The following is a 26,023-nucleotide window of genomic DNA, read 5'->3' on the forward strand; positions in this document are numbered from 1 at the left end:
GAAGTAGAGACGGCCTTGACCCTCGTGGCCGAGGAAGTTGGCCCAGCCGGCGCTCCACTGGGTGCCGCCGTCGAAGTAGGTGCCCTTGTTGGTACGGACGGCGATGTTGCCGTCCGTACCGTGGACGATGAGGTCGGCCTTGCCGTCGCCGCCGATGTCAGCGAAGTAGAGACGGCCTTGACCCTCGTGGCCGAGGAAGTTGGCCCAGCCGGCGCTCCACTGGGTGCCGCCGTCGAAGTAGGTGCCCTTGTTGGTACGCACGGCGATGTTGCCGTCGGTGCCGTGGACGATGAGGTCGGCCTTGCCGTCACCGTTGATGTCGGCGAAGTACAGCCTGCCCTTGCCGGGCTCACCGGTGAAGTTGGCCCAGCCGGCGCTCCAGTGGACGCCGGCGTTGAAGCGGTAGACGGGCTCGCCAATCGGGGCGAAGACCTGCGCCTTGGCGGTGCGGACCGTGATGTTCCCGTCCACTCCCTGGATCACCAGGTCGCTTAGCCCGTCGCCGTTGATGTCGGCCGTGTGGATGATCTCCCGCAGACGCTCCCGCGTTCCCTTGACCCACTGCTGCGCCGCGCTGTCGTCGACGCGCACGGACAGCGCCCCGGTGCGGGTCTCAGTGGCGTCGGTGCCCCAGCAGCCGCCCTGCCACGAGCGGCTGTTGACGCCGACGAGTGCCACCTTGCCGTCCTGCTCGCGGAACAGCGGACCGCCGGCGTCACCCGCGCACACCGCCGCACCGTCCTGCCCAGTGATCGCCACTTGGCCGTCCTGGGCGGCGTCCACGGTGAAGGTGCCGGTGTGCAGGGCGAGGGGGGACCACTCGCTCTTGGTGCGGCCGAAGCCGGCGACCTTGAGGGTCTCGCCCGCGGCGGGCGGTGTGGTGGCGAAGGAGATGGGGGTGATCCCGGTGGCGGGCTGTGCCAGGCGGGCCATGACCAGGTCGCGTCCCTGGTAGGCGTCGATTTCTGTGACCTCGGTGACGAGGCCGGCGCTGCCGGCAAGGTCGGTACGGCCGACGGTGACGGTCGTCTTCTTGGCCGGCTTGCCGTCCGCCGGGACGGTGCCCGAGAGCGGGTCGTCGACGAAGCAGGAGGCGGCGGTGACGACCCAGCGCGGGTCCACCAGGGCGCCGGAGCAGGCCCGTTCGCCGTCACCGATGTCGATGCGGGCGGCGAAGGCGTAACTGCTGTCGGTCGTGGCGGGGCCGACCACAGCACCGGCTGGTGCGACGGTCACCAGCAAGGGTGCTGCGATGAGGACTGCTCCGGCCGCGGCCCGCGCGAGCCGGGTACCGAAGGGACGTGAACGGTTCATTCGTGGTCCTTGATCGAAGACGTGAGAGATCCCGGGAGTGACGGACCCGGACCGGTCAATGGGTGATGCGGAGGGCGGACTCTTTGACGGACCTGACTACTTGGCGGTCCTGATCTCGACGAGCATGAACTCGCGGCCCTGCTCGTCCGCGCTCTCTCCGACCGCGGTCCAGGCGTTCTTGGTGACGTCGAAGGACTTCTCCTCGGTACCGGTGGTCATGTCGACCTGGGTCGCGTAGTCGTTGCCCCTGATGCCGTAGACCGAGGGAAGCTCCAGGGTCAGCCAGCCGGAGTTGCCGGTGACCTGGAAGCAGATCTTGTCCTTGCTCCGGGCCCAGACCTCGAGTTGCCCGGTCCCGCTCACGCAGTCGGCGAGCGTGATGTGGCCGTCACCGCGCTTGAGGACGATGTTCTTCTCCGCGAGGATCTTGTCGGCCTGCGGGTAGTTGAAGTCCTCCACCGCGTAGCCGGGGACCTCGTTCGCCACGGACGTGACCGACCCCGGCCCGGTGCCCTCCGCGGCGACGGTGCCGCCCGTGGTCCCGAACCACGCCAGGGCACCTGCAGCCGCCGCCAGAGCGGTGCCTATGAGTCTTTTCCGGTGGGACGTTTTCCGCACCACAGCACGTGTTTGCATGGCGATCCTCGCTTTTCGGCTCAGGGCATACGAACGGGGAGCGCCTCCGGCATTCAGAACAAGCCCCCCCGCTTATATGCCGGAAATTAAATCGAAGTCGCTAATGAAACACGACCGGGACCAACCCTGTCCACTTAATAAAGTTTCGCAAATGGGGCGCATTGTCGCGTCTCCTTACGTGATGGCGATCACAGGCGAGAGGGTTGTGCGGGATTCTTTCAAGAAACGGTAAAGGCGCCAGTCGGAGTGGACATGTCGGCGATATCGAGGGATCAGAACGAGCCAGTCAGGGCTTGAAGTTGGCCATGAATCGACTATGAAGGTTGTAAATCCAAGTTAAAGACTTGGCTGGCTATGCCTGCCCTCTGCCAGATGCCGCGTGAATCGGGCGTCAAGTCCTGAACGCGTGGGTCCTGGCCCTTTCAGATATGCCTATCGACCTTGGGAATAACACGTTGAATTCCAGGTTGCGGGCCGTGCGGGATGGCGCGGACTTGCGGCAGACGGTGACCCGTTACCGCTCCAGGCGTCGAGGATCCCCGACCCCTGGACCCGGAACAAACCACGCCTGACGGCAGAAACCATGGAGAGCCCGTTGCGTTGAGACCCAACCGCACGGCGGGTTCGGCGAGAGGTCCGGAGAAACGGACCGGGAGCGATCCCGGCACCGCGCTCCGGGCCTGCTCAGCGATGCTTCAGTACTCCATCTCTGGATCGGGATCTTGCTCGTTGCGCTGGTCGCTTCGGCAGCCGAGGGAGACGATCACCGCCAACACGACGGTCAAGCAGTGGCTGTGGCTCGCCAAGCGGCGGTGAGGCACCCTTCCTCCCAGTGCCGCCATCCCTCGGCCTCGCCGTGCTACAAGAGCTTCCGAGTGCTCGGCCCCTCGCAGTGATACCTCCCGGCTACGGAACCGGCATCCACCCCACGCACCCTGAAGCCCGATCGTTCGCGCGCTCGCACGTGTCCAGGCAGTCGGTCCGCCGCACCAGCGCCACCCCGTCCAGTGCGGTGCGCAAGTCGGTGAGCTGGGCTTCGTGGTCGAGGCGGGGGACCTTGGCCGGGGTGCCGCACCAGCGCCACGCCGGGCCTGCGGCCCCGGCCTCCGGCCCCGCACGCCCGGCCTCGACCTATCCGCAGCAGACGGTGACGGTGCAGCGGGCGCCGGCCGCCCCGGTCGGTGCAGCGCAGCGGTGCGGGCGCGGTCGGTGCAGCCGTGCGGGCGCGGCGGGTGCCCTTGCTCATGCCGTGTCCTTGGCAGGGCGAGGCCAGGCGGCTTCCCGCAGCAGACGCAGGCCGTTGAGGCCGACGATGACGGTGGACCCTTCGTGTCCGGCGACGCCGAGCGGCAGCGGGAGAGTGGCGATGAGGTCCCAGGCCACCAGCGCCGTGATGAAGATCCCCGCGATGACCAGGTTCTGCACGACGAGGCGACGGGCTTGGCGGGAGAGGGCCACCACGGCGGGGATCGTGGCGAGTTCGTCGCGGACGACGACGGCGTCGGCGGTCTCCAGGGCAAGGTCAGAGCCCGCCTTGCCCATCGCGATGCCGGTATGCGCGGCGGCCAGGGCGGGGGCGTCGTTGACGCCGTCGCCGACCACCAGCACCCGGAGCCCCTGGTCCTCCCACGCTCGCACGGCGGCCACCTTGTCTTGGGGCAGGAGTCCGGCACGGACGTCGGTGATGCCGACCTCCGCAGCCAGATGACGGGCCGCGCGCTCGTTGTCGCCGGTCAGCAGGACCGGGGTGCGGCCGGTCAGCTCGGTGAGCGCGGCCACGGTGGCCTTGGCGTCGGGGCGGAGCCGGTCGGAGATGCCCAGCACCCCGACCGGCAAGCCGTCGCACAGGACGACGACCACGGTACGGCCCTCGTCTTCGAGGGTCCGCACCACGCTGCCCGCCTCCGGGGCGCCGGTGTGGGTGAGGTGGGCCGGGGAACCGACCTGGACGGTACGCCCGCCGATGACGGCGGTGACACCTTGACCGGGTACGGAGGCGAAGTCCACCACCTCGCCGTCGGCTGGGCCGCGTTCCCGGGCGGCCTGGACGATGGCGCGGGCGATCGGGTGCTCGCTGGGGTGTTCGGCCGCCGCCGCCAGGGCCAGCAGACCGTCCTCGTCCAGCCCGGCACCGGGCAGGGTACGGATGTCGGTGACGCGGGGTGTGCCTTCGGTCAGGGTGCCGGTCTTGTCCAGGGCGACCGCGTCGACCTGGCCCAGGCGCTCCATGACGACGGCGGACTTCGCGAGGACGCCGTGGCGGCCGGCGTTGGCGATGGCGGACAGCAGCGGAGGCATCGTGGACAGCACCACCGCGCACGGTGAGGCGACGATCATGAAGGTCATCGCGCGGAGCAGGGCGGGCTGGAGTGCGGAGCCGAAGGCGAGCGGGATCGCGAAGACGGCGAGGGTCGCGATGACCATGCCGATCGAGTACAGCTGCTCGATCTTCTCGATGAACAGCTGGGTGGGTGCCTTGGTCTCGGAGGCTTCCTCGACCATCTTCACGATCCGCGCGATCACCGAGTCCGCCGGATCGCGCTCGACGCGGACGCGCAGGGCGCCGGTGCCGTTGACGGTGCCGGCGAACACCTCGTCCCCGGACTGCTTCGCGACCGGCAGCGGCTCGCCGGTGATGGTGGCCTGGTCGACGGCGCTCGCGCCGTCCAGGACCTGGCCGTCGGCACCGACCCGCTCGCCGGGCCGCACCAGGACGGTGTCCCCGATCTTCAGGTCCTCGGCAGCGACCGTTTCCTCCCGGCCGTCCGGCAGGAGCCGGGTCGCGGTGGAGGGTGCGAGGTCGAGCAGGCCGCGTACGGAGTCCGCGGTGCGGGCGGTCGCAACGGCCTCCAGGGCGCCGGAGGTCGCGAAGATGACGATCAGCAGCGCCCCGTCCAGGACCTGCCCGATGGCGGCGGCGCCGAGGGCCGCCACGACCATGAGGAGATCCACGTCCAAGGTCTTGTCCTTGAGGGCCTTCAGTCCCTCCCATCCCGGCTCCCAGCCGCCTGTGATGTAGGTGGCGGCGAACAGCGGCGCCCACGTCCATACCGGGGCGTCGAACAGCTTGAGCGGGAGGGCAGCCAGGAACAGGACCAGCGCGGTCAAAGCCCACCGGGCCTCCGGCAGCGCCAGCACCCGTGTCCGCCGGCGAGGCGGTGCCGGGCGCGGCCCGGCAGCGGTCGGCGCAGGCCGCTGGTCGAGAACGGAAGACATGACAAAACAACCCTTCACGGGCGGATGAGGCAACGACACCCACCATACAGGAACACCTGAATAGGTCTTCAGGTGTCATGGGTATGATGGCCGTATGGGCCACGGATCCGACACCGCCAGCAGCGCCACCACCCGCGAGCGCCTTGACGCCGTCGGCACCGCCGATGTCGCCGCGACCCTCCAGGCCCTCGCCACGCCCTCACGGCTGCACATCCTGGCCCGCCTCCAGGAAGGGCCCTGCTCGGTCAGCGACCTCGCCGACGCCGTAGGCATGGAAGCCTCTGCCTGCTCCCACCAGTTGCGACTCCTGCGCAACCTCGGCCTGGTCACCGGCGAACGCCACGGCCGCTCGATCATCTACGCCCTCTACGACAACCACGTAGCCGAACTCCTCGACCAGGCCCTTTACCACGTCGAACACCTGCGGCTGGGTATCCGGGACACCCGGGCGGCCGTCCCCGCCCCGGAACCGGTCACTGAGGCTGCCGCGCGCTGACGGACCGCGCCGCAGCCGCACACATCCCCCGACTGCCGCCCCGTCAGCGGGAGGCCGTCCACTTGGTGGTGCGGCTGCGGCTGAGGCGTCGCCGCGGCACCGGCGGACTGATCGGCGACTACCTCGGCGCACGTCTCCAGCCCCGCCTGCCCGAACGGGCCGGGGCGAGGCCGAGGCGCCGGGCGGTTCAGTCCGCCCGGTCGGTCTGGTCGGCGGGCTGGGAGTGTTCCGTGGCTGTCCAAGCGGCGAGCAGCCGCAGCGCCTCGTGCTCAGGGCTGTCGGGGGCTGCGCTGTAGGCGGTCAGGGTCAGCCCGGGCTGCGCGGGGAGGTCCATGGCGTCGAAGTCGAGAGTGATCTCGCCGATAGCGGGATGACGGAAGGACTTGCGGCCGGCGTGGTGCAGGCGCACGTCGTGTCTGGCCCAGGCGGTGCGGAACTCTTCGCTGCGGGTGACCAGTTGCCCGATGAGGCCGGTCAACTCCGAGTCGTGCGGGGCGCGGCCGGCCTCGGTGCGCAGCAGCGAAACGGTGGTGTTCACGGCCTCCTCCCAGTCGGGGAAGAACCCGCGGCTGGTGGGGTCGAGGAACTGAAATCGTGCGATGTTGGCCGGGCGGACCGCGTCTGGGCGGAACACCGGCGCGTAGAGGGCGCGGCCGAGGGTGTTGGTGGCGAGGATGTCCAGACGGCCGTTGCGGATGAAGGCCGGGGAGTCGGTCATCGCGTGCAGGACACGCAGCACGCTGTCCGGCAAGGGCCCGCGGGGCGGCCGGGTGCGGCGGACGGGGCGTTTGGCGGCGGCGCGGGCCAGGTCATGCAGGTGGGCGCGTTCGGCGTCGTCGAGCTGGAGGGCGTCGGCGACGGCGTCGAGGACTTCCTCCGAGGCGCCGGCGAGGTGGCCGCGCTCCAGCCGGATGTAGTAGTCGATGCTGACGCCGGCGAGCAGGGCGACTTCCTCGCGGCGCAGGCCGGGCACGCGCCGGTTGCCGCCGTAGGCGGGCAGTCCCGCCCGCTGCGGGGTGATCTTGGCGCGGCGGGAGGCCAGGAATGCGCGGATGTCGCTCTCGGTACTCACCTTTCTCAGACTAGGTCGGCATCAGGGGTGGTCGGGGCCCTGTCCGTGCCTGCAAGCCGGTCGCTCCCCGAAGTGCCGGGTACGAGCCGCCGGCACCGGAGCCGGAAGGTGCCCGAACGTAACGCGCCGAAGACTTTACTGCACAGTACAAGTAAGTGCATAATAAGCTTATGCATAAGCAGGTTATGGATTCAGGAGTGGCGGAGGTGTCCGCCGAGGACCTGATGGGTGCTGTGGAGCAGTTGGTCCGGTACGTGCGTCGCGGCACCACGGCGGGCGGCCTGAGCCAGGCGGCCTCCTCCGCACTGAACCGGCTGGGGCGGGAAGGGCCCCTGCGGCTTTCGGAACTGGCCCGGGCGGAGAACGTCTCGCAGCCGAACATGACCCAGTTGATCACCCGTATGGAGAAGGCGGGACTGGCGCGCCGCACCGCCGACGCGAGCGACGGCCGCGGGGTCCTGGTGGAAGCCACCGATACCGGACGGGAAGTCTTCCGCCGGCGGCAGACCGAACGCGCCCGTGCGCTGCAGCGGCTCGTCGGGGGCCTGCCGGAGGCGGATCAGCAGGCCGTGCGGGTCGCACTGCCGGCCCTGGCCCGGGCCATTCGAGACCAGTCACCCGGCCAGGGACCGGAAGCCGCTTCCTGACCTGACCTGCATCTTCGGAACACGAGTGGAGAAGAGCGGTAATGAGTGCTCCGCACGAGAAGGCTGCAAGCCCGTTCCGGCAGCCGAAAGCCGTCTGGGCCGTGGCGTTCGCCTGTGTGATCTCGTTCATGGGCATCGGCCTGGTGGACCCGATCCTGCCTGCCCTCGCCGACAGCCTGAACGCCTCCCCGAGCCAGGTGTCCCTGCTGTTCAGCAGCTACCTGATCGTCACGGCCGTCGCCATGATCTTCGTCGGCTGGATATCCAGCCGGATCGGCGCCAAGCGCACCCTGGTCATCGGCCTGGCCGTCATCGTCGTCTTCGCCGCCCTGGCCGGTGCGACCAGCTCGATCAACGGCATCGTCGGCTTCCGAGCGGGCTGGGGGCTGGGCAACGCGATGTTCATCGCGACCTCCCTGGCCGTGATCGTCGCCTCCGCCAGCGGCGGATTCGCCGGTGCGATCATCCTCTACGAGACCGCGCTCGGCCTCGGCATCGCCGTCGGCCCGCTCCTGGGCGGCCTGCTCGGTGACGTCAGCTGGCGCGGCCCGTTCTTCGGTGTCGCCGCGCTCATGGCCATCGCGCTGATCGCGACCGTCGTCCTGGTCCCCGACACCCCACGCCCCGCACGGCCCACCTCGCCGATCGCCCCGCTCAAGGCACTGCGCCACCGCAGCCTGCTGACCATGGGCATCGTCGCGCTGATGTACAACTGGGGCTTCTTCACCATGCTGGGCTACGCCCCGTACCCGATGGAGCTCGACGCCCTCCAGCTCGGTCTGGTCTTCACCGGCTGGGGTCTGCTCGTCGCCGTCTTCAGCGTGTTCGGCGCCCCGCGTCTGCAGGCCCGCTTCGGCACCGCCCCCACGCTGTACGCCAACCTCGCCGCCCTGGCCGTCATCATGGCGGTGATCGCCGCGTGCGTGGAGACCCCCACCGTGGTCATCGTCGCCGTCATCGTCAGCGGCGCCTGCATCGGCATCAACAACACCCTGACCACCCAGGCCGTCATGCTGGTGGCGCCCGTCGAGCGCCCCGTGGCCTCCTCCGCCTACGGCTTCCTGCGTTTCATCGGTGGCGGCATCGCCCCCTACGTCGCCGGCAAGCTCGCCGACGCCGCCGGCCTGAGCCTGCCCTTCTACGTCGGTGCCGCGTCCTTCCTTCTCGCCATTCCCGTCCTGGCCACCGGCCACCGCCTGCTGCGCCAGGCCGAGGCCCGTCCGGTGGACGAGGAGCCCGTCGCACCGTCGCTCACCGTGGTGGGCACGCCGGCCCCGGCCGGCACCCCCCGGGTGATCGTCGCCGTCGGCGGGCACGACCAGGCCGCCGCCATCGTGGACGCCGCGGCCCGTCTCGCCCGAGACACCGGCAGCCCGCTGGAAGTGGTCCACGTCCAGCAGACGGCCGTCGTCGAGGAACAGGCCACCGACACCGAGACCCTCGACCAGGCGCGGGCAGCGGTCACCGCCCACCTCGACCGGCTCACCGCGGGCGGCACCACCGCCCACGGCCAGATCCTCACCAGCGTCGGTGACCACGCCGCGGCCGGCCGGGCCCTGGCCCAGCACGCCGACAGCGTCGGCGCCCGCACCATCGCCATCGGCCGCTCCCCGCGTGGCTCCCTCGCCCAGTTCGCCGACGGCAGCTTCACCGCCGCGCTCACCCACGCGGCCCGATGCACCGTCGTCCTCGTCGACACCAGCCACGCGCCGACGCCTGTGACCACCGCCAACCTGAAGGAACTGCGCAACAGCGCAGCCTGAGCCACACCACTTCTCGCGGGCTGCCCGGGCTTCAACCGCCCGGGCAGCCCGCGACCCGTTTCAGCCCCTCGGGCCCCCTCGATATCCAGCCCGGCGTCGTCCCCGACCGACCAACTGAAGCAGCCTGCCCTCCCCTTGCCCTTGATGGCTCGAGAGGAACGGCCGCCCGGTCCTCCGGGACGCTCCGACCACTGGCTTGTGCGGGCGGTGCTGCCGCCCCCACCGGGGTGGGCGGCCACGGCATGGGTGACTGGATGAGGCCCGGCCCATCGATGCCGGATGCACGCCGACGGGCGGGGGCGGTCGCCCTCCTAGATGGTCAGGCGGCGAGCAGCGCAGTTCGGGGTCTCCTCATTCATGCCGAGTGTCCTCATTCATGCCGAAACAGTGCCCACGGCTTCTGGACTGCAGCAGTACGCGCCGATGTGGGCGCGCCAACCCGCGCGACGAGCCGAAGCGGACGCTCGTAGGCGTTTCCCTGCACGTCGACCGGTCGCGGCCCGTGATCCCGCCGTTCGTATTCCCGATGCGACCGAAGAGTGACGCTCGTCCCTTCGACCACTCGTCATTGGACAAGAGGCCGGTGGCCTCTTAAAGTGGACGCCATAAGGTTCCAGTGGCCTCTTAAGCGGCTGGGCCACTCCGTGCGCAGCGCAGGCAGGCCATGAGCGACACCGAGGCCTGAGGCGCCGACACCTCGGGGCCCGACTGACTCAGAGCAGAAACCAGCAAAAGGAACACGAGTGATGAACTTCGACGACCAGTTCACCGGCAAGACCGCCTTCGTCACGGGGGCCGGCAGCGGTATCGGTTCTGACATCGCCCGGCTGCTTGCAGCCCGTGGGGCGGGCGTGGCCCTGGTGAGCCGCCAGGAGGCGCCGCTGCGGGCTGTCGCAGACGAGATCACCACTGCTGGTGGCAGGGCACTCGTCCTGCCGGTCGATGTGAGCGATCCGCGTGCCGTCGAGCGCGCCGTCGCCGAGACCGTGCGCCATTTCGGAGCCCTGCACATGGCCGTGAACAACGCGGGCACTTCCAGTGTCTTCCATGAGCTCCCTGACCTCCCCGAGGAGGAGTGGGACAAGACCATCGGGATCAATCTCTCCGGCGTCTTCCACGGGATGAAGTACCAGATCCCGGCGATCCGACAGGCCGGCGGCGGCGCCATCGTCAACATCTCCAGCGTCTTCGCCGACCGGGGACTGTCCGCACGCGCCGCCTACAGCGCGAGCAAGCACGGCATACGGGGACTGACCCGCACCGCCGCCTCGGAGTGGGCCAAGCACGGCATCAGGATCAACGAGCTCCAGCCCGGTGTGATCCCGGTGCCCCGCCAGCAGGGCAACCCCGAGGAGGTCGCCAGGATCGCCGAGGGCATCCCGGCCCGTCGGCTCGGCACCGGAGTGGAGGTGGCAAAGGCCACCGCCTTCCTGCTCTCTGACGAAGCGTCCTACGTCACCGGCGCCCACCTCGCGGTTGACGGCGGGTTCCTCATCTGACCCCGCAAGGCCTCGCCGCGGGAGCCTCCCGGCGCCCGCCCTCTCCTTTCCCTCTCCTTTCCGCATCTCCTTGCATCAACGAGCACAGAAAACCGAGGCAACACCATGAGTAAGACTTGGCTGATCACCGGAAGCTCCCGTGGACTGGGCCGGGCCATCGCCGAGGCCGTCTTGGCCGACGGCCACAACCTGGTCGCTACCGCCCGGCGCACCGGGTCCCTGAACGACCTGGTCGACAAGTACGGCAACCAGGTCCGTCTGGCCACCCTGGACGTGACCGACGCCGATGCCGCACGGCGCGCCGTGCAGACCGCAGTCGAGGCGTTCGGCCGCCTGGACGTGGTCGTCAACAACGCTGGTTACGCCGACATGGCCCCGATCGAGGACATGTCGGACCAGGCCTTCCGCGACCAGATCGACGCCAACCTCTACGGCGTCGTCAACGTCACCCGGGCCGCCCTCCCCGTCCTGCGCGAGCAGGGCTCCGGGCACATCATCCAGGTCTCCTCCGTCGGCGGACGCGTCGGCGGCCCCGGCCTGGGCGCCTACCAGGCGGCCAAGTGGGCGGTCGGCGGCTTCTCCGAGGTACTGGCCAAGGAAGTGGCCCATCTCGGCATCAAGGTCACCGTCGCCGAACCGGGTGCGATGCGCACCGACTGGGCCGGCTCCTCGATGACCACCCCGCCGGTCAGCGAGCCCTACAGGGCCGTCGTTGAACCCGCCATCGCCCGCCAGCGGGCGTCGGACGGCAACCAGACGGGAGATCCCGCGCGCGTCGCACGGATCCTGCTGGACATCACCGAGGCCGAGGAGCCGCCGCTGCACCTGCTGCTCGGCAAGGACGCAGTCAAGGTCGCTCAGTTCGTGGCCGAGACCCTCGCCGCCTCAGACGCCAAGTGGCGCGATGTGAGCGAGTCTGTGTGACCTGCGGTACCGGTCCCGGCTCACGGGTCCGGAGCCTGTCGGTGCCGTCCGCGGAGGCGGCACCGACAGACCGTAAGGTTGCTGACGGCGGCACCGGGTGCGGGCCGTGAAGAAGATCCCTGGGGAACCGACGATGACAGACGACAGGCCGGCGGCCTTCCAGCGCGCCCGCAGCGCCGAGCAGCGCGAGATTCGCAAGCAGGTCATCCTCGAAGCCGCGACGCAGCTTCTGACGGAGATGCCCCTCAGCGAGATCAGTCTGCGGGAGCTCAGCCGGCGGGTCGGATTGTCGAAGACCAACGTCGTTCGCTACTTCGAGACCAGGGAAGCGGTCTACTTCGAACTTCTCAACCAATCCCTGGCGCAGTGGATCGAGGAACTGCCCGCGGAGCTTCCGCCCAGTGACGCTGACGCGACCACGGCTGAGGCTGTGACAGACGCTCTGTCCCGTTCCCTGGCCCGCCGCGTCCTGCTCTGCGAACTGCTCAGCTCGCTGGGGTCCGAACTCGAACGGAATATTTCCACCGAGTCGGCCCGTACGTTCAAGCTCGCCCACGGCAGGTTGCTCGGCGCGCTCGCGGACCTGCTGCTGCAGTACATCCCCGCGCTCACTCCGACCGCCGCCCGTCAACTGGTCTCCCTGACAGTCGTGTACACGGCCGGACTGTGGCCGTTCGCCTGCCCTTCGCCGGCGGTCGCCGAAGCACAGCAGGACCCCGAACTGGCCGACACCAAGGTCGACTTCGGGGAGCGCCTCAGCCACACCCTGCACATCGCCGTCGTCGGGCTGCTGAGCGTGGGCTGACCCCGCGCTCGGTCAGAGCAGCCATCGAGCTCGCACCACCACCGACAGATCGGGCAGGGAGACCGGTTCGCCCGGCCCTCCTCCCACACCACCGGACATGCGGACCACGCATCCGGCGGTTCGTCCAGCTGATCTCAGGCGGTTCCACTTGCGGCGGCCGGCCATGAGCCGAACGTCGTTGGGCATCCCCGGACACTCGCGCGCCGTGGGAGTCGGCGGTACTCGCCTCCAGGCGACTCACGACTGCGAACGCCCCCTGTTGCCGTCGACAGGCGCGCTGGCGAAGCACGGCCGGCGTGGGGGGCGTCGCATTCCCGGCAGGACCGGAGTGGGGCGCTCCTCCCCCTCATCCTTACGGAGTTGAACAAGAGGCCAGTGGACCCTTACCGTGAGGCCATATAAAGTTCCGACGGCCTCTTAATGGACTCTGTAAGAACAGGTGGTCAAGGCCTTGAACAACAACACTGCGGGTGCGGCCCGCACGCCACTGGGCGGTTCCGGAATCACGGTGCGGCCGGTCGGCCTTGGGCTCATGGGGATGTCGCAGTTTTACGGGGCGGCGGACCCGGAAGCATCGGTCGCCACCATCCGGGACGCGATCGAGGCAGGCGTGGAGCTGTTCGACACCTCGGACTATTACGGTGCAAGCAGCGCCACTCCTGGCCGGCCAGTGGCCGGCTTCGGCCACAACGAAGAACTGCTGGGGCGCGCATTGCGGGGCCGGCGAGACCAGGCCGTCGTGGCGACCAAATTCTCCGCCCGCCCAACCCCTGAGGGCCGCAGCTTCTTCGACGGCCGCCCTGAGTACGTCAGAGCCGCCTGCGAGGCCAGCCTGAAGCGCCTGAGCACAGACCGAATCGACCTGTACTACTACCACCGGCTGGACCCGGCCGTTCCCGTCGAGGACACCGTCGGGGCCATGGCCGAACTCGTCGCTGAGGGCAAGGTCCGGGCGATCGGCCTGAGCGAGGTCGGTCCGGAGATCCTGCGGCGGGCCCACGCCGTACACCCCGTCGCCGCCCTGCAGAGCGAGTATTCCTTGTGGGAGCGCGGCGTCGAGACCGCGGTTCTGCCGGAGTGCCGCCGGCTCGGCATCACGCTGGTGCCCTACAGCCCCCTGGGCCGCGGCATGCTCACCGGGGCCTTCAGCCGGGCCGCCGCGTTCGACCGCGACGACTTCCGCTCCACACTCCCCAAGTTCCAGGGTGAGAACTTCGAGCACAACCGCCGACTGGTCGACGAACTCGAGCAGTTCGCCGCAGGTACCGGCAACAGCGCCGGTCAGATCGCTCTCGCCTGGCTCTTGGCCCAGCATCACGACATCGTCCCCATCCCCGGCTCCAGGCGCCCGGCCTACGTACGCGCGAACCTCGCCGCCACCTCGGTCGCGCTGAGCGCTGACGACGTCGCCCTGCTCGGGGCCCTGTTCAACCCATCGCGGATCAAGGGCGGCCGGTACGGGACCCTCAACACACTGCCGAGCGCCTCCGACGACTGAGGATCGGCGCCCTGGGCCCCATCGCCACGAAGTCCACCCGGGTGATGTCGTCGCCGGGGCGGTGGATGTCGCTGGGACAGTGTGTGACCGCCGAGGTTCTGGCACGGCTCCTGAGGCCCCTGCGACAGCGACGGAATGACGCCGCGCAGGCGCTGCAGAACGGCATCCGGACGGCAGTACGCGGAGCCCGCACGGAACCCGGCGTCCCACGATGCGTCGGGGACTGGCATCGGCCCCGGTTCAGGCATCCGACGGGCTGGGCTGAGCCAGGAGCGCTGTTGCCGCCTGGGCTTCGAGCCACGCCGCCGCATGGGCGTAGGTCCAACCCAGTTCTTGCACACTGGCCCACGCGGAGGCACCGAAATAGAACCAGAGAATGTCCCGTGCCTGGTCGCGGGTCAGTTCGGCACGTACTTCACCAAGTTCGACGAGCCGGTCCGCGATGACATTCAAGACGTCCCGGTAGTGCCCCATCGCGAAGTCGGCGGCTTTGGCCACGTCGGCGTCGGAGTTGCGGGCGTCCATCAGCACCTTGAGCGTCTTGGCGTGTCGTTCGATCACCACACCCGTGCCGACAGCTGTCAGCCGCAGGATCTCGCGGCCGTTGTCAGTTTCCAGGACCTGCTGCCTGGTGAGGTCCGCCTGCTCGTCGCCGGCACTCTCTTCGGCCATCGCCAGGATGAGGGCGGGCTTGCCACCAATGCTGGCGTACACCGTGTTCAGCGCGACGCCTGCCTCTGCGGCGACCGTGGCGACGCTCACCCGGGCGTACCCCCGCTCGGCGAAGAGATCGCGTGCGGTCGCGACGATCGACTCGCGGGTTTGCTCCGCTCTGTGGGCGCGGAGCCGAGAGGTGTAAGCGCGCTGCCCCATGTGGCGATCATAGCCAACTTTCGATGGATGCTTCACCTATTCAGTGTATGGTCGTTACGGTGAATATGTTGGAGGGCGTCACACGTGTGAAGCCGTGCGCGTCCCAGACCGTCGCGAAGGAAGCGAACGACATGAGAAACAAGCCGTCCATACTCGCCTGGGCCCTCACGGTTGCGGCGACAGCCACGGTCACAGCGCTCACCCAGGTCTCCGCCTCGGCGACGTCGGGATCGACCGCCGCACCGCGCATTGCTGCGCACTTCAGCCTGTTGCAGGGCCAGACGCCGGAAAACATCGCACTGGAGCCTGACGGCACGGCCGTTGTGACCTTCGCAGCCGCCCGCCAGGTGGCTACCGTCAGCCCATCGGGCGCGACCCGGATCCTCGCCACCCTGCCCGCGCCGGCCGACGGCGGTGTGAACACCCCGGTGCTCGGCTTCGCCTTGACCTCGGGCGTCGTCAGGGCACAAGACGGCACCCTGTACTTCCTCTACGCGAGTGGCAGCAAAGACCTGACCGGCCTGTGGCGGCTACGCAAGGGAGGCGTTCCCCATCGCATCGCCGCCCTTCCCGCCCAAAGCCTGCCCAACGGACTGGCCCTGGACGACCACAGCGGGAGGCTCTACATAGCCGACTCCGCGCTGGGCAAGATCTACACAGTGCCGACCTCGGGTGGCACCCCCACCACCTGGTCCGCCGCTCCCGAACTCGCCTCAAACGGCTTCCTCGGCGTCAACGGCCTCAAGATCCGCCAAGGTGCGCTCTGGGCGACCAACCTCGATCGGGGCACCGTACTGCGCATCCCGCTCGGTCCAGGAAACCGGCCCGGACCGGTCGAGGTCAGGGCGACGGGCCTGGGCGGTATCGACGACTTCGCCTTCACCGGCCGGGGCGACGAGATCCTTGCCGCGCTCGACGGCCCCAACGAGGTGGTACGCATCCGGCGTGACGGCACGTTCTCGACCCTGCTCACCGGCGCCGACGGACTGCAGAACCCGACCTCAGTCGCGGTGCGTCAAGGCGTGGCCTACATACCGAGCGCCGCGTACTCGACAGGTTCCGACCCGAACCTCCTGCTCACTCCCGCAACGGGTCCGAAGGGTGCAGCCAAGTCCCCCAACGCAACAGGTAGCTGAACCGCGCATCGGTCGGAAGCACAGCGCCAACCTGAAGGAAGAGCAAGCGCCGTCGGCCGAGTGCTTCAGCATCAGTCTGGAGATCGCGTACGCGGACGGCGTCTGGCCTGCGGCGTTGCTGACCTGCGCCGCAACTGGCCGGGTGCTTGGTAAGAGCTCAGAGCTGCGGCGTACTGGCAGCGATCTCGAAGCCGGAGGACTCGTCCCACGGAACTGCCCCCCACAGGCTCACCACGGCGGCCCAAATGCGGTGCACCAGAGCCCAGTCGGGGTTGTCCCCGCTGAGGGTGACGGTGGCCAGCAGGTCGCATCCCCAGATGCCCCGCTCGTCATTGGGCGATGCAGCGATCACAGACTCTGCGATCTCGGCTACGCCCACGTGTATTTCCAGCGTCAGCAAGTCCGCGACTGGGCTGTCGCTGTCGCTGCCACCCGTACCGAGCCTGAACGCGGCCACCGAATCCTCGAACGGTCCCAACCACTCGCCCACCAGACGGTCGCCGCTCTCCAGGAGGTGGTCCAGCAGGCGATCAAGCGCCTCGTCGCCTCTGTCTTCTCCGGAGCGGCAAAAGAAGCTGAGTTGGTAGACCACGATTCCCCCGTTGTCTGCGCTTGATCGGAAGCTGACTCCACTGCGTCATCATGCACCCCGCACCTGCGAGCGCAGTCGGCGGAGTCTTTACGACCGAGTCAAGCTGCTGTGGTGGTGCGCGTCCCTCGAGCTCTCCGCTCGGCGGGAACGCGATGCCGAACTCGCCGCCGCTCGAGCTGTCAACGGGGAGCCGACCAAAGCCCTGAACCAGCGTCGTTGACAGTTGGCTCAGGGCGACTCGCCGGTCGCCGGTGACGGGCTCGCAACCGTATGCGAGGCCCCGAGGCCAGAACGCACTCTCAGCAGATATATACTCAGAGTATATCCGCGGTGTATGGTCCTCGACATGAGTGTTCCTCTTACCCTGTTAGGGCTGTTGGAGCGGGAGCCGAGCCACGGCTACGACCTCAAACGCGACTACGACGCCTTCTTCAACCGCGGTAAACCGCTGCCGTACGGGCAGGTCTACACAACTCTTGGCCGGTTGGCGCGGGACGGGAAGGTCATCGCCGGCGAGGCGGAGCCCGGAGTCGGCCCCGAGCGCAAGCGCTACGTGATCACCGAGGCGGGGGCGACGGAGTTCGAGACCTGGCTCACCGAGCCGGTGGCCCCCGAGCCCAACCTGCAGACCGTGCTGTTCACCAAAGTCGTCCTGGCCCTGATGCTCGGCCGCGACGCCCACCAGTATCTCGACACCCAGCGGGCCGCCCACCTGCAGCGGATGCACGAGCTGACCCGGCTGCGCCGCACCGGCCCGATCGTCGACGCCCTGCTCGCCGACCACGGCCTGTTCCACCTGGAGGCCGACCTGCGATGGATCGAGCTGACCACGGCCCGGATGGACACGCTCGCGGCGGCGGTGCGCACATGACCGCCCTGATCGAGGCCCGCGACCTCACCCTCTCCTTCGGCGAGACCCCCGCCCTGCGCGGCGCCGGCCTGGCCATCGAGGCCGGCGAGGTGTTCGCCGTGATGGGCCCGAGCGGCTCGGGCAAGTCCACCCTGCTGCACTGCCTGGCCGGCATCCTCACCCCCGACTCGGGCGAGGTCCACTTCGACGGACACCGCATCGACACCATGAACGAGGCCGAGCGCAGCGCCCTGCGCCGCGACACCTTCGGCTTCGTCTTCCAGTTCGGCCAGCTCGTCCCCGAGTTGACCGCCGAGGAGAACGTCGCCCTGCCGCTGCTGTTCTCCGGCGTGCGCCGGGCGGCCGCGCTCGCCGAGGCCCGGCCCTGGTTCGCCCGGCTGGGCCTGGACGGCCTGGAGCGGCGCCGCTCCGGGGAGTTGTCGGGCGGTCAGGCGCAGCGGGTGGCGCTGGCCCGCGGTCTGGTGGCCCGGCCCAGGGTGCTGTTCGCCGACGAGCCGACCGGGGCGCTGGACTCGCTGACCGGCGAGCAGGTGATGGACCTGATGGTGGACGCGGCCCACGAGGAGGGCACCACCGTCGTCCTGGTGACCCACGAGCCCCGGGTCGCCGCGCACGCCGACCGGGAGGCCATCGTCCGGGACGGCAGGGCCAGCCTGCTCACGACCGGACGGATCGCCTCGTGATCGCCTTCGCGCTCCGCCTCGCGGTCAGCGGCGGCCGGGAGGCGGTCGCCCGGCTGGTCATGATCGCCGCCGCGGTGGCCATCGGGGTCGGGCTGCTGTTGTCGACCTTCGCCAGCATGAACGCCGTCGAGCGGACGAACCAGCGGCAGGTGTGGCTCGACACCGGCGCCGCGAGCCGTACCGAGCGGGCGTCGGTGGACCCGCTGTGGTGGTGGCCGCACGGCGACTACTACGACGGCAAGTCCCTCACCGAGGTCGACGTCGCCGCGACCGGCCCGACCTCGCCCGTCCCGCCCGGTCTGACGCATCTGCCGGCGCCCGGCGAGTACTACGCCTCTCCCGCGCTGGCCAAGCTGATCCGCGACACCCCGGCGGGCCGGCTGGGCGACCGCTTCCCCGGGCGGCTCACCGGCACGATCGGCGACGCCGCTCTGGCCTCCCCGGACTCGCTGATCGCCGTCATCGGCCGTACCCCCGCCCAGATCAAGGGCGCACCAGGGGCGAGAGCGGTCACCACCATCGCCAGTACCCAGCCACCCACCTGCGACAACGAGTGCTGGGACAACGCCATACGCGGCGACGCGCTGACGCTCATCTCCTCCGTGGTGGCCGGGGCACTGATCTTCCCGGTGCTGATCTTCATCGCCACCGCGACCCGCCTGTCCGCCGCCACGCGCGAACAGCGGTACGCGGCGATGCGGCTGGTCGGCGCCACTCCCCGGCAGGTGTCGGTGATCTCGGCGGTGGAGTCCGCGCTGGCGGCGGCCGCCGGGACGGTGGTCGGCTTCGGGCTCTACGCCGCGCTGCGCCCGCTGGTGGCCACGATTCCGCTCACCGGGCAGCAGCGGTTCTTCCTTTCGGATCTGACGCTCAGCACCCCGCAGACCCTCGGCGTCGTCGTCGGCGTGCCGGTGGCGGCGGCGATCGCGGCGCGCCTCGCGCTGCGCCGGGTGGCTGTCTCCCCGCTCGGCGTGACCCGCCGGGTGACCCCGCGCCCGCCGCGCGCCTGGCGGCTGATCCCGCTGCTGGCGGGCCTGGCCGAACTGGCGTACTTCGTCTTCGTCGGCCGCCGCCCGGCGACCGGGAACGGCCAGACGGCGGCCTACCTCCCGGGCTTCCTGGTGGTGATGCTGGGCCTGGTGATCGCCGGCCCGTGGCTGACCATGATCGTCGCGCGGGCGGTGGCCCGGCGCACCCGACGCCCGGCCGCCCTGATCGCGGTGCGCCGGCTCGCCGCCGACCCGAAGGCCGGCTTCCGCGCGGTCAGCGGCCTCGTCCTGGCCCTGTTCGTGACCACCGCGACAGTCAGCATCATCGGCACCATCAACGACCACCGCGGCACACTGGGCGGCGACCGGCAGAGCCGGACGGTGGTGGCGGCCGGCGGCGACGGCGAGGCGCCGCTGGCCGGGGCCATCCCGACACGGCTGCTCACCGAGGTGCGGGCGGTCCCGGGCGTGCGGGGTGTGGCGGTCGTCCACGCCAACCCCGACGGCGTCGGCACGGTGGCGAACCGGCGAGTCCACCCGGGTGCTGACCCTCATCAGCCGACCGATCCCCGCCCGGACGCGCCGGCCCTGGTGACCTGCTCCGACCTGGCGCAGACTCCCATGGTGGGCCGCTGCCCGGCCGGGGCGGGCGTCACGGCCGTCGACTTCTATGCCTTCAACAGCCTGCAGTCGCACCCGAACCTGCCGTGGCCCGCCGCCGCAATCAGCACCGCGGCCGTCGCCAAGCTGCCCGTACAACTGGTCTACGTGGCCACCGACGGGTCGACAGCCGCCATGGAACGCGTACGGACCCTGCTCACCATCGCTTACCCGCACCACCAGGCCCGTACGGTGGACGACTGGGGCACCGGCTTGCAGCAAGAGCTGGCCGGTTGGCGGCAATTGGCCGACGTGGTGCTGCTGACCACCCTGCCGATCGCAGGCTGCAGCCTGGCGGTGAGTGTGGTTGCGGGTCTGTCGGATCGTCGACGCCCGTTCGCGTTGCTGCGGCTCACCGGCGCGCCGCTGCGGTTGCTGCAGCGGGTGATCGGCCTGGAGAGCACACTGCCGCTGCTGGCGGTGGCCGCGATCTCGATCGGTACGGCCTTCGCCGCCTCCGCACTGTTCCTGAAATCGCAGATGCGCTACGACCTGGTGTCGCCGGGCGCGGCGTACTACGTGCTCGTCGCCCTCGGCCTCGTCGCCTCGCTGGGCATCATCGCCTCGACTCTCCCCCTGCTCAAACGCATCACCGGCCCGGAGGCCGCCCGCAACGGCTGACGCGCCAACTCGCCGCTACGGCCCCGGACACCCCTCCAAAGGGCGTCCGGGGCTGATGGAGCTCTTCGCGACACGACAACGGTTGTCTCGGAATCCACAGCCAGGGGCGTTGATGATGCAGATCCCTCAGTCCCTGAGCCAACCGGGGCTGACCATGCGGTACTCATAGGCCATGACCACGACTTGGGATCTGTCCCGGGCGCCGAGTTTGGCCATGATGCGGCTGACATGGGTCTTCGCCGTCAGCGGGGAGACCACCAGTCGTGCGGCGATCTCGTCGTTGGTGCGTCCGGCCGCGATCAGCTGCATGACTTCACGTTCGCGGCCGGTCAGGGCGTCAAGGCGGTGGTCGGGCTTGCGGGTGTTGTCCGGGCGGTTGGCCAATTCGGCGATGAGCCGGCGGGTGATGGAGGGGCTGATGAGCGCGTCGCCTCGCGCGGCGACGCGCACCGCGTGCAGGAGTTCCGCCGGTTCGGTGTCCTTGACGAGGAAGCCGGTGGCGCCGGCCCGCAAGGCCCCGTACACGTACTCGTCCAGGTCGAAAGTCGTCAGCATGACCACCTTCACTGCCGCCAGTTGCTCGTCGGCGGCGATGCGACGAGCGGCTTCCAATCCGTCCATGCCGGGCATGCGGATGTCCATCAGCACCACGTCGGGCTGCAGTTCGCGGCAGGCGGCGAGGGCGGCGTGCCCGTCGGCGGCCTCGGCGACCACGTGAAAGTCGTCCTCGTCGTCGAGGATGCTGCGGATGCCTGCGCGCACGAGGCGCTGGTCGTCCGCCAGCAGGATCCTGATCATCAACGGCTCCGCCGATCGGCTCGTGGTGGTCTGAAGAACGGTAGCCGGGCCCGAACGATGAACCCGCCCGCGTGAGCGGGCTCGGCGCTCAGCGTTCCGCCCAGCGCGCGCGCTCGTTCCGTCATGCCCGCGATCCCGCTGCCGACTGCATGCCGGGCGAGGGCCGGGGACCGGCCCCCTTGCCCGTCGTCCTGGACACTGAGCGTCAGTTCCCGGTCGCCGTGGTGGAGCTGGATGACGACGTGCCGGGCACCACTGTGCTTGACGGCGTTGGTCAGTGATTCCTGCACGATGCGATAGGCGGCGAGATCCACCGCTGCCGGCAGCGCGGCGTGGTTTCCGCTCTGCTCGATGCGCACGTCCAGGCCCGCCCGAGTTGCTGAAGCGACCAGATCGTCGATTCTGGACAGCCCCGGTGAGGGGGTGGTGGGGGCTTCTTCGTCGACCTGACGCAGTACACCGAGGGTGGTACGCAGTTCCTGCAGACCCTCCTTGCTGCTCTGTTTGATGGCGGCCAGTGCTTCCTGTGCCTGGCCGGGGTCCTTCTGCAGCCGGTGCAGGGCGGCAGACGCCTGCACGTGGATCATCGACATGTTGTGGCCGATCACGTCGTGCAGTTCACGGGCGATGCGCAGCCGCTCCTGCGTGGCTCGCAGTCTGGCCTCCTCCTCGGCGTAGGCGACCCGGCCGTGGCGCATCGCGCCCAGAGCCACGACGGCGACCAGCCAGCCGGTCAGCATGAAGACCGCCGTACCGTTGACGTCGCCGGTGCCGGCCAGAACCCCCGCGCCCACACCGATGACCATCACCGCGGCCATGGCGACCGACGCCTGGAGCCGCCCCTGGGCCGCCAGCGCGTACAGCGCGGCGATCGGGATCACGACGAGCGGACCGTCGACCGTGCTCAGCAGGTAGTAGACGCCCGTGCCGAGCACCGTGAACCAGCCCACCGCCACCGGGTGGCGGCGGCGCATCGGCAGCGCCGCGCACACCGCCGTCGCCAGGAGCCAGGAGCCGATCACGGACGTGGTCGCGTCCCAGTCCGGGCCCAGCCGCTGCCCTTCGGCCACCCCCGCCAGCACCAGCACGACTCCGGCGAGGGCCAGGTCGGCGCGCGGCCCTCTGGGCAGGCGGAGGCGGGTGACATCGAAGTGCGGCATTGCTTCATTCTGCCTGCGGCACGGTCACACCTGGAGCTTTATGTCCGCATGTGCGTCGAGGGGTGCGTGCTGGGGAGGTACGCGCCGGCCGGAACGTACATCTGCTGGTGTACGGCGCGGCCATCGCCTCCTGCCGCTGGTGTAGGCCGGTTGTCAGCCGTGGGCCGACGCCGGCGCCCGGGGCGCGCGGGCACGCTCGATGGCATGTCGTCGTCCCTCACTCCCCCGCGGATCAGTGCTGCCTTCGTCGGCGCGCTCGTGGGTGCCGCTGCCGGAATTCTGCTGGTCGCCGCTGCCGGATCGTTCGCGATCACGGTCAGTGGTGCGTTCGCCGGGCTGGTGCTCGGCGTACCCGCCCTGGCCGGCATGGTCGTGGGCGTGGCGGTGACTCCAGGCAGCACTCGCTCGAAATCGAGGTAGGCATCATGTCTTCCCCCCGCGGCTCCGCCGCGCCCCTCGCCCCGCCCCCGCCACAGGCCGAAAAGCCCGCGCCCGTCGGACGCTTCGGTGCCCTGGCCGGCTGGGCGCAACGTCATCGCTGGGCCGCCATCGCGCTCTGGGTGGCTGTCCTGGCCGCCATCACGCTGGGCTCAACCGCTGCCGGCTCCGCGTACCACAACGACTTCTCGCTGCCGGGCACCGATTCCCAGGCGGCCACCGACCTGTTCAAGAAGCACGGCAGCGACCAGGCAGGCGACAGCGTCGAGATCGTCTTCAAGGACACCGCCGGCGTCGAGACCGCCAAGGCCGCCGTCGAGCCGATGCTGGCCAAGGTGAAGCAGATGGCGGGTGTCGCCGACGTGCGCAGCCCCTTCGCCGATGCCGCTGCGGTGTCCAAAGACGGCACGATCGCCTACGCGTCCGTCACGCTGGACGGCAAGACGGAGGACGTCCCCAAGGAGGACGTCGCCAAGATCATCGACACCGCGCAGAGCATCGCCACCGAACACCTTCAGGTCGAAGTGGGCGGCGAGGCCGCGCGCAACGCGGAGGACAAGGCGGGACCAACCGCCGAACTCGCCGGAATCGTGGCCGCCCTGGTCATCCTGGTGCTGCTGTTCGGCTCGCTGCTGGCGGCATCACTGCCGCTGATCACCGCGCTGTTCGCCGTCGGCGGCGCCATCGGCCTGATCGCCCTGGCCTCGCACCTCTTCACCGTCGCCGACTTCACCCCGCCCATCCTGATGCTGGTCGGCCTCGGCGTCGGCGTCGACTACGCCCTGCTGATCTTCTACCGCTACCGCCATGAACTCCTGGCCGGTGCCCAGCCCGCGCAGGCCGGCCACACGGCCCTCGACTCCGCCGGCCGCACCGTCTTCTTCGCCGGCTGCACAGTCATCGTCGCCCTGCTGGGCCTGGTCGCCCTCGGGCTCGGCTCGCTGCAGGGCATCGCCCTCGCGGTGGCCATCACCGTACTGATCACCATGGCCGCCTCCCTGGTGCTGCTGCCCGCGCTGCTGGCACTGTTCGGCAAGCGCATCCAGCGCCTTGTGCTCAAGCAGCAGGCCAAGGCCACCAAGAAGGGCAGGACCGAAGGCAACCGCTGGCGCGCCATGGCACGCGCCGTGCAGCGACGCCCGATCCCCACCCTGCTGGTCGGCGTCATCGCGCTCCTGGCTCTGTCCGCACCGGCCCTGGGCATGCGCCTGGGGTTCGCCGACTCCGGCAACGACCCCGAGGAGACCACCTCCCGCCACGCGTACGACCTGCTCGCCGAGGGTTTCGGCCCCGGCTTCAACGGTCCGCTCATCGTCCTGGTGAAGGGCGACCAAGAAGCCGGCAAGACCGTCCGGGCACAACTCGCCGCCACCGACGGCGTCGCCGAAGCCAGCCCGGCGATGCCCTCCGCGGACGGCGCCCTGTCCACCGTCTTCGTCTACCCGACGACCTCTCCACAGGCCGAGGGGACCGTGGACCTCGTCCACCACTTGCGTGACGACGTGGCCCCGCCCCTGGAGCAGACCACCGGCGCCGAGGTCCTGGTCGGCGGTGCCACGGCCGCCTCCCAGGACGTCTCCGAGACTCTCGCCGACCGGCTGCCCCTGTTCGTCGCCGTCGTCGTCGGCGTCTCCTCACTCCTGCTTCTGCTGGTCTTCCGATCCATCTGGATCCCCGTCAAGGCCGCCATCCTGAACCTGCTGTCCATCTCCGCCGCGCTCGGCGTGATCACCCTGGTGTTCCAGCACGGCTGGTTCGGAGCACAACCGGGCCCCATCGAAGCATTCATCCCCGCGCTGATCTTCGCGATCGTCTTCGGGCTTTCCATGGACTACGAGGTCTTCCTCATCTCCCGCATCCACGAAGAATGGACCCGCACCCAAGACCATTCGCGATCCGTACGCGAAGGGCTCGCTTCCACCGGCAAGGTCATCACCGCCGCCGCGGCCATCATGATGTTCGTCTTCGGGGCCTTCGTCCTCAGCTCCGACCGCATGCTCCAGCAGTTCGGGCTCGGCCTGGCCGTCGCCATCCTTCTCGACGCCGCGGTCATCCGATGCCTGATCGTCCCCGCCGTCATGCACATGCTCGGCAAGTGGGCCTGGTGGCTCCCTGCACCGCTGGCCCGAAAGCTGCCCAAGGTGTCCATCGAACGCCCCGCGCACAGCTGACCGTCGCCTCGACACAGTTCGCATCACCACACACCCACGCCACCTCCGCAGTGCGTGATGCTCAAGTCCGCCGGTGGGGCTGTTCGGTCTCCACCGGGCGCTCTACTGGGCGGGGGCCGATCATGTCGAGCAGCACCACGGCGTCGTACTCGGGGGTACCGGGTGCGGCGGTGTACACGCCCAGGCGGTGGCCGGGAGTGCCTTCGAGTTGCATGCCCTGGAAGGCCAGAGTGATCTGACCGACCTGCGGGTGGTGGAAGGTCTTCTGCTTCTTCGTGTGGGTGCGGCGGGTGACCTCGTAGCGTTCCCACAGCTTGGCGAAGTCCTTGCTCTTGAGGAGGAGTTCGCCGATGAGGGAGGCCAGGTCGGGGGCGTCCGGGTCGGTGCCGGCCAGGGCACGCAGGCGGGCGACGCATCCGGCGATCTGGGTGTCCCAGTCGACGTAGAGGTCACGCGCCGCGGGGTGGAGGAAGAGGAAACGGGCGAGGTTGCGCTGCTTGGCGGGCCAGTCCTCGATGCCGGCGTACAAGTTGAGTGCGCCGGTGTTGTGGGCGAGCAGATCGAGGGTGCGGCTGGTGACGTAGGCGGGGCTGGGCCGTAGGTTCTCCAGGATCTGCTTGACCTGGGGGCTGACGGTCCGACTGGGGGCGGTCGGGGGCTCGGGCGCGTGGCGGGCAGCGCGGACGACCAGGTCGTGGAGGTGACCGAGTTCGTCCTCGTCGAGTTTCAGGGCACGGCCCAGGGCCTCGACGACCGCGAGACTGGGCCGGGTTTCCTTGCCGCGTTCGAGGCGGGTGTAGTAGTCGATGCTCACTCCGGCCAGGGCGGCGACTTCTTCGCGGCGCAGTCCCGGGGTGCGGCGCACTCCGGCTCCCGGGGTGAGGCCGACGTCGGCGGGGGTGATGTGGGTGCGCCGGGCCCGCAGGAAGTGTCCGAGTTCCGTTCCGCCGCCTGGCTGCTGCTCTGGCATGTCGTCCAGTCTGCCAGCGCCGGATGACCGGGCGCGGGTAGCGAGGGGAGCCCTGCTACACCCCCCTTGGCATTCCCCGGAGTATCTCGCCCTGCCGCGCGTCGTCAGTGTGGAGGAGTGTGGTGGAAGCGGGCGCGGACCGCCTGCTCGGCGATGCCGTGAGGTGACCGGTTCGTCCAGCCCGCTGTCCC

22 protein-coding genes are annotated in these 26,023 nt (G+C 69.7%); 13 read left to right on the plus strand and 9 right to left on the minus strand.

The genetic code is table 11. The features are described from left to right. From ACFY16_RS33645 to ACFY16_RS33655, 3 genes are all read right to left on the minus strand, one after another. Positions 1-1,314: trypsin-like serine protease (locus ACFY16_RS33645; RefSeq protein WP_390651004.1), on the minus strand; the 1,314-nt coding region annotated here is incomplete at its 3' end. Between the two features lie 96 nt (positions 1,315-1,410). Then, positions 1,411-1,950 carry a hypothetical protein gene (locus ACFY16_RS33650; protein WP_390651005.1) on the minus strand — a complete coding sequence of 180 codons (540 nt, stop codon included), beginning with the start codon at positions 1,948-1,950 and terminating at the stop codon, positions 1,411-1,413. 1,242 nt (positions 1,951-3,192) lie between these two features. After that, on the minus strand, positions 3,193-5,166 hold the full coding sequence (locus ACFY16_RS33655; RefSeq protein WP_390651006.1) for a heavy metal translocating P-type ATPase: 1,974 nt from the start codon (positions 5,164-5,166) through the stop codon (positions 3,193-3,195). A gap of 94 nt (positions 5,167-5,260) precedes the next feature. On the opposite strand from ACFY16_RS33655, the gene ACFY16_RS33660 reads away from it, so the two are divergent. Next, on the plus strand, positions 5,261-5,662 hold the full coding sequence (locus ACFY16_RS33660) for an ArsR/SmtB family transcription factor (protein ID WP_390651007.1): 402 nt from the start codon (positions 5,261-5,263) through the stop codon (positions 5,660-5,662). Positions 5,663-5,849: 187 nt separating this feature from the next. Here ACFY16_RS33660 and ACFY16_RS33665 read toward each other — a convergent pair whose 3' ends face one another. Continuing rightward, positions 5,850-6,734, minus strand: a complete 885-nt coding sequence (locus tag ACFY16_RS33665) for a helix-turn-helix transcriptional regulator (protein ID WP_390651008.1) — start codon at positions 6,732-6,734, stop codon at positions 5,850-5,852. 170 nt (positions 6,735-6,904) lie between these two features. Between ACFY16_RS33665 and ACFY16_RS33670 the strand changes: the two genes are divergently transcribed. From ACFY16_RS33670 to ACFY16_RS33695, 6 genes are all read left to right on the plus strand, one after another. After that, positions 6,905-7,381 (plus strand): MarR family winged helix-turn-helix transcriptional regulator, encoded by a 477-nt coding sequence (locus ACFY16_RS33670; RefSeq protein ID WP_390651009.1) that lies wholly within the window; start codon positions 6,905-6,907, stop codon positions 7,379-7,381. Positions 7,382-7,422: 41 nt separating this feature from the next. Further along, the gene (locus tag ACFY16_RS33675) at positions 7,423-9,144 is read left to right on the plus strand and encodes an MFS transporter (RefSeq protein WP_390651010.1); all 1,722 of its coding nucleotides are present in this window, start codon (positions 7,423-7,425) and stop codon (positions 9,142-9,144) included. A gap of 746 nt (positions 9,145-9,890) precedes the next feature. Next, complete coding sequence (locus ACFY16_RS33680) at positions 9,891-10,643, plus strand: SDR family NAD(P)-dependent oxidoreductase (protein WP_390651011.1); 753 nt, start codon at positions 9,891-9,893, stop codon at positions 10,641-10,643. Positions 10,644-10,748: 105 nt separating this feature from the next. Continuing rightward, positions 10,749-11,567, plus strand: a complete 819-nt coding sequence (locus tag ACFY16_RS33685; RefSeq protein WP_390651012.1) for an SDR family NAD(P)-dependent oxidoreductase — start codon at positions 10,749-10,751, stop codon at positions 11,565-11,567. Between the two features lie 133 nt (positions 11,568-11,700). Beyond that, positions 11,701-12,372 (plus strand): TetR/AcrR family transcriptional regulator, encoded by a 672-nt coding sequence (locus ACFY16_RS33690; RefSeq protein ID WP_390651013.1) that lies wholly within the window; start codon positions 11,701-11,703, stop codon positions 12,370-12,372. A gap of 451 nt (positions 12,373-12,823) precedes the next feature. After that, positions 12,824-13,870, plus strand: a complete 1,047-nt coding sequence (locus ACFY16_RS33695) for an aldo/keto reductase (protein ID WP_390651014.1) — start codon at positions 12,824-12,826, stop codon at positions 13,868-13,870. A 240-nt stretch (positions 13,871-14,110) separates the two neighbouring features. Here ACFY16_RS33695 and ACFY16_RS33700 read toward each other — a convergent pair whose 3' ends face one another. After that, on the minus strand, positions 14,111-14,779 hold the full coding sequence (locus ACFY16_RS33700) for a TetR/AcrR family transcriptional regulator (protein WP_390651015.1): 669 nt from the start codon (positions 14,777-14,779) through the stop codon (positions 14,111-14,113). A gap of 11 nt (positions 14,780-14,790) precedes the next feature. Between ACFY16_RS33700 and ACFY16_RS33705 the strand changes: the two genes are divergently transcribed. After that, positions 14,791-15,879, plus strand: coding sequence for a hypothetical protein (locus ACFY16_RS33705; RefSeq protein WP_390651016.1), 1,089 nt, complete (start codon positions 14,791-14,793; stop codon positions 15,877-15,879). Between the two features lie 157 nt (positions 15,880-16,036). Here ACFY16_RS33705 and ACFY16_RS33710 read toward each other — a convergent pair whose 3' ends face one another. Next, entirely contained in the window at positions 16,037-16,471 is a 435-nt protein-coding gene (locus ACFY16_RS33710; RefSeq protein ID WP_390651017.1) for a hypothetical protein, read from the minus strand. Between the two features lie 346 nt (positions 16,472-16,817). Between ACFY16_RS33710 and ACFY16_RS33715 the strand changes: the two genes are divergently transcribed. From ACFY16_RS33715 to ACFY16_RS33725, 3 genes are read left to right on the plus strand one after another with little or no spacing between them, the layout of a single operon-like run. Further along, on the plus strand, positions 16,818-17,342 hold the full coding sequence (locus tag ACFY16_RS33715; RefSeq protein ID WP_390651018.1) for a PadR family transcriptional regulator: 525 nt from the start codon (positions 16,818-16,820) through the stop codon (positions 17,340-17,342). Next, on the plus strand, positions 17,339-18,025 hold the full coding sequence (locus tag ACFY16_RS33720) for an ABC transporter ATP-binding protein (RefSeq protein WP_390651019.1): 687 nt from the start codon (positions 17,339-17,341) through the stop codon (positions 18,023-18,025). The genes ACFY16_RS33715 and ACFY16_RS33720 overlap by 4 nt, the downstream gene beginning before the upstream one ends. After that, positions 18,022-20,295: an FtsX-like permease family protein gene (locus ACFY16_RS33725; RefSeq protein WP_390651020.1), complete on the plus strand. Its 2,274-nt coding sequence runs from the start codon at positions 18,022-18,024 to the stop codon at positions 20,293-20,295. Before ACFY16_RS33720 ends, ACFY16_RS33725 begins: the two co-directional genes overlap by 4 nt. 126 nt (positions 20,296-20,421) lie before the next feature. Here the strand turns inward: ACFY16_RS33725 and ACFY16_RS33730 are convergent, their stop codons facing one another. Together ACFY16_RS33730 and ACFY16_RS33735 are read right to left on the minus strand one after the other, a co-directional pair. Continuing rightward, positions 20,422-21,093 carry a response regulator gene (locus tag ACFY16_RS33730; protein WP_390651021.1) on the minus strand — a complete coding sequence of 224 codons (672 nt, stop codon included), beginning with the start codon at positions 21,091-21,093 and terminating at the stop codon, positions 20,422-20,424. Next, positions 21,093-22,253 carry a sensor histidine kinase gene (locus tag ACFY16_RS33735; RefSeq protein ID WP_390651022.1) on the minus strand — a complete coding sequence of 387 codons (1,161 nt, stop codon included), beginning with the start codon at positions 22,251-22,253 and terminating at the stop codon, positions 21,093-21,095. The genes ACFY16_RS33730 and ACFY16_RS33735 overlap by 1 nt, the downstream gene beginning before the upstream one ends. A 204-nt stretch (positions 22,254-22,457) precedes the next feature. On the opposite strand from ACFY16_RS33735, the gene ACFY16_RS33740 reads away from it, so the two are divergent. Continuing rightward, positions 22,458-22,673 carry a hypothetical protein gene (locus ACFY16_RS33740; RefSeq protein ID WP_390651023.1) on the plus strand — a complete coding sequence of 72 codons (216 nt, stop codon included), beginning with the start codon at positions 22,458-22,460 and terminating at the stop codon, positions 22,671-22,673. A 5-nt stretch (positions 22,674-22,678) separates the two neighbouring features. Continuing rightward, the gene (locus ACFY16_RS33745; RefSeq protein ID WP_390651024.1) at positions 22,679-24,862 is read left to right on the plus strand and encodes an MMPL family transporter; all 2,184 of its coding nucleotides are present in this window, start codon (positions 22,679-22,681) and stop codon (positions 24,860-24,862) included. 61 nt (positions 24,863-24,923) lie between these two features. On the opposite strand, the gene ACFY16_RS33750 is transcribed toward ACFY16_RS33745, so the two are convergent. Beyond that, complete coding sequence (locus ACFY16_RS33750) at positions 24,924-25,832, minus strand: helix-turn-helix transcriptional regulator (protein ID WP_390651026.1); 909 nt, start codon at positions 25,830-25,832, stop codon at positions 24,924-24,926. Positions 25,833-26,023: the final 191 nt, after the last annotated feature.

This window comes from Streptomyces sp. NPDC001315 (assembly GCF_042896175.1).
In the GTDB taxonomy this organism is placed as follows: Bacteria; Actinomycetota; Actinomycetes; order Streptomycetales; family Streptomycetaceae; genus Streptomyces.

What these genes read in the sequence shown, in the direction of transcription:
- ACFY16_RS33650 (WP_390651005.1), bottom strand. Translation starts at nt 1,950, where the DNA reads ATGCAAACACGTGCTGTGGTGCGGAAAACGTCCCACCGGAAAAGACTC.
- ACFY16_RS33655 (WP_390651006.1), bottom strand. Translation starts at nt 5,166, where the DNA reads ATGTCTTCCGTTCTCGACCAGCGGCCTGCGCCGACCGCTGCCGGGCCG.
- ACFY16_RS33660 (WP_390651007.1), top strand. Translation starts at nt 5,261, where the DNA reads ATGGGCCACGGATCCGACACCGCCAGCAGCGCCACCACCCGCGAGCGC.
- ACFY16_RS33670 (WP_390651009.1), top strand. Translation starts at nt 6,905, where the DNA reads ATGCATAAGCAGGTTATGGATTCAGGAGTGGCGGAGGTGTCCGCCGAG.
- ACFY16_RS33675 (WP_390651010.1), top strand. Translation starts at nt 7,423, where the DNA reads ATGAGTGCTCCGCACGAGAAGGCTGCAAGCCCGTTCCGGCAGCCGAAA.
- ACFY16_RS33680 (WP_390651011.1), top strand. Translation starts at nt 9,891, where the DNA reads ATGAACTTCGACGACCAGTTCACCGGCAAGACCGCCTTCGTCACGGGG.
- ACFY16_RS33685 (WP_390651012.1), top strand. Translation starts at nt 10,749, where the DNA reads ATGAGTAAGACTTGGCTGATCACCGGAAGCTCCCGTGGACTGGGCCGG.
- ACFY16_RS33690 (WP_390651013.1), top strand. Translation starts at nt 11,701, where the DNA reads ATGACAGACGACAGGCCGGCGGCCTTCCAGCGCGCCCGCAGCGCCGAG.
- ACFY16_RS33705 (WP_390651016.1), top strand. Translation starts at nt 14,791, where the DNA reads ATGGTCGTTACGGTGAATATGTTGGAGGGCGTCACACGTGTGAAGCCG.
- ACFY16_RS33715 (WP_390651018.1), top strand. Translation starts at nt 16,818, where the DNA reads ATGAGTGTTCCTCTTACCCTGTTAGGGCTGTTGGAGCGGGAGCCGAGC.
- ACFY16_RS33720 (WP_390651019.1), top strand. Translation starts at nt 17,339, where the DNA reads ATGACCGCCCTGATCGAGGCCCGCGACCTCACCCTCTCCTTCGGCGAG.
- ACFY16_RS33730 (WP_390651021.1), bottom strand. Translation starts at nt 21,093, where the DNA reads ATGATCAGGATCCTGCTGGCGGACGACCAGCGCCTCGTGCGCGCAGGC.
- ACFY16_RS33735 (WP_390651022.1), bottom strand. Translation starts at nt 22,253, where the DNA reads ATGCCGCACTTCGATGTCACCCGCCTCCGCCTGCCCAGAGGGCCGCGC.
- ACFY16_RS33740 (WP_390651023.1), top strand. Translation starts at nt 22,458, where the DNA reads ATGTCGTCGTCCCTCACTCCCCCGCGGATCAGTGCTGCCTTCGTCGGC.
- ACFY16_RS33745 (WP_390651024.1), top strand. Translation starts at nt 22,679, where the DNA reads ATGTCTTCCCCCCGCGGCTCCGCCGCGCCCCTCGCCCCGCCCCCGCCA.
- ACFY16_RS33750 (WP_390651026.1), bottom strand. Translation starts at nt 25,832, where the DNA reads ATGCCAGAGCAGCAGCCAGGCGGCGGAACGGAACTCGGACACTTCCTG.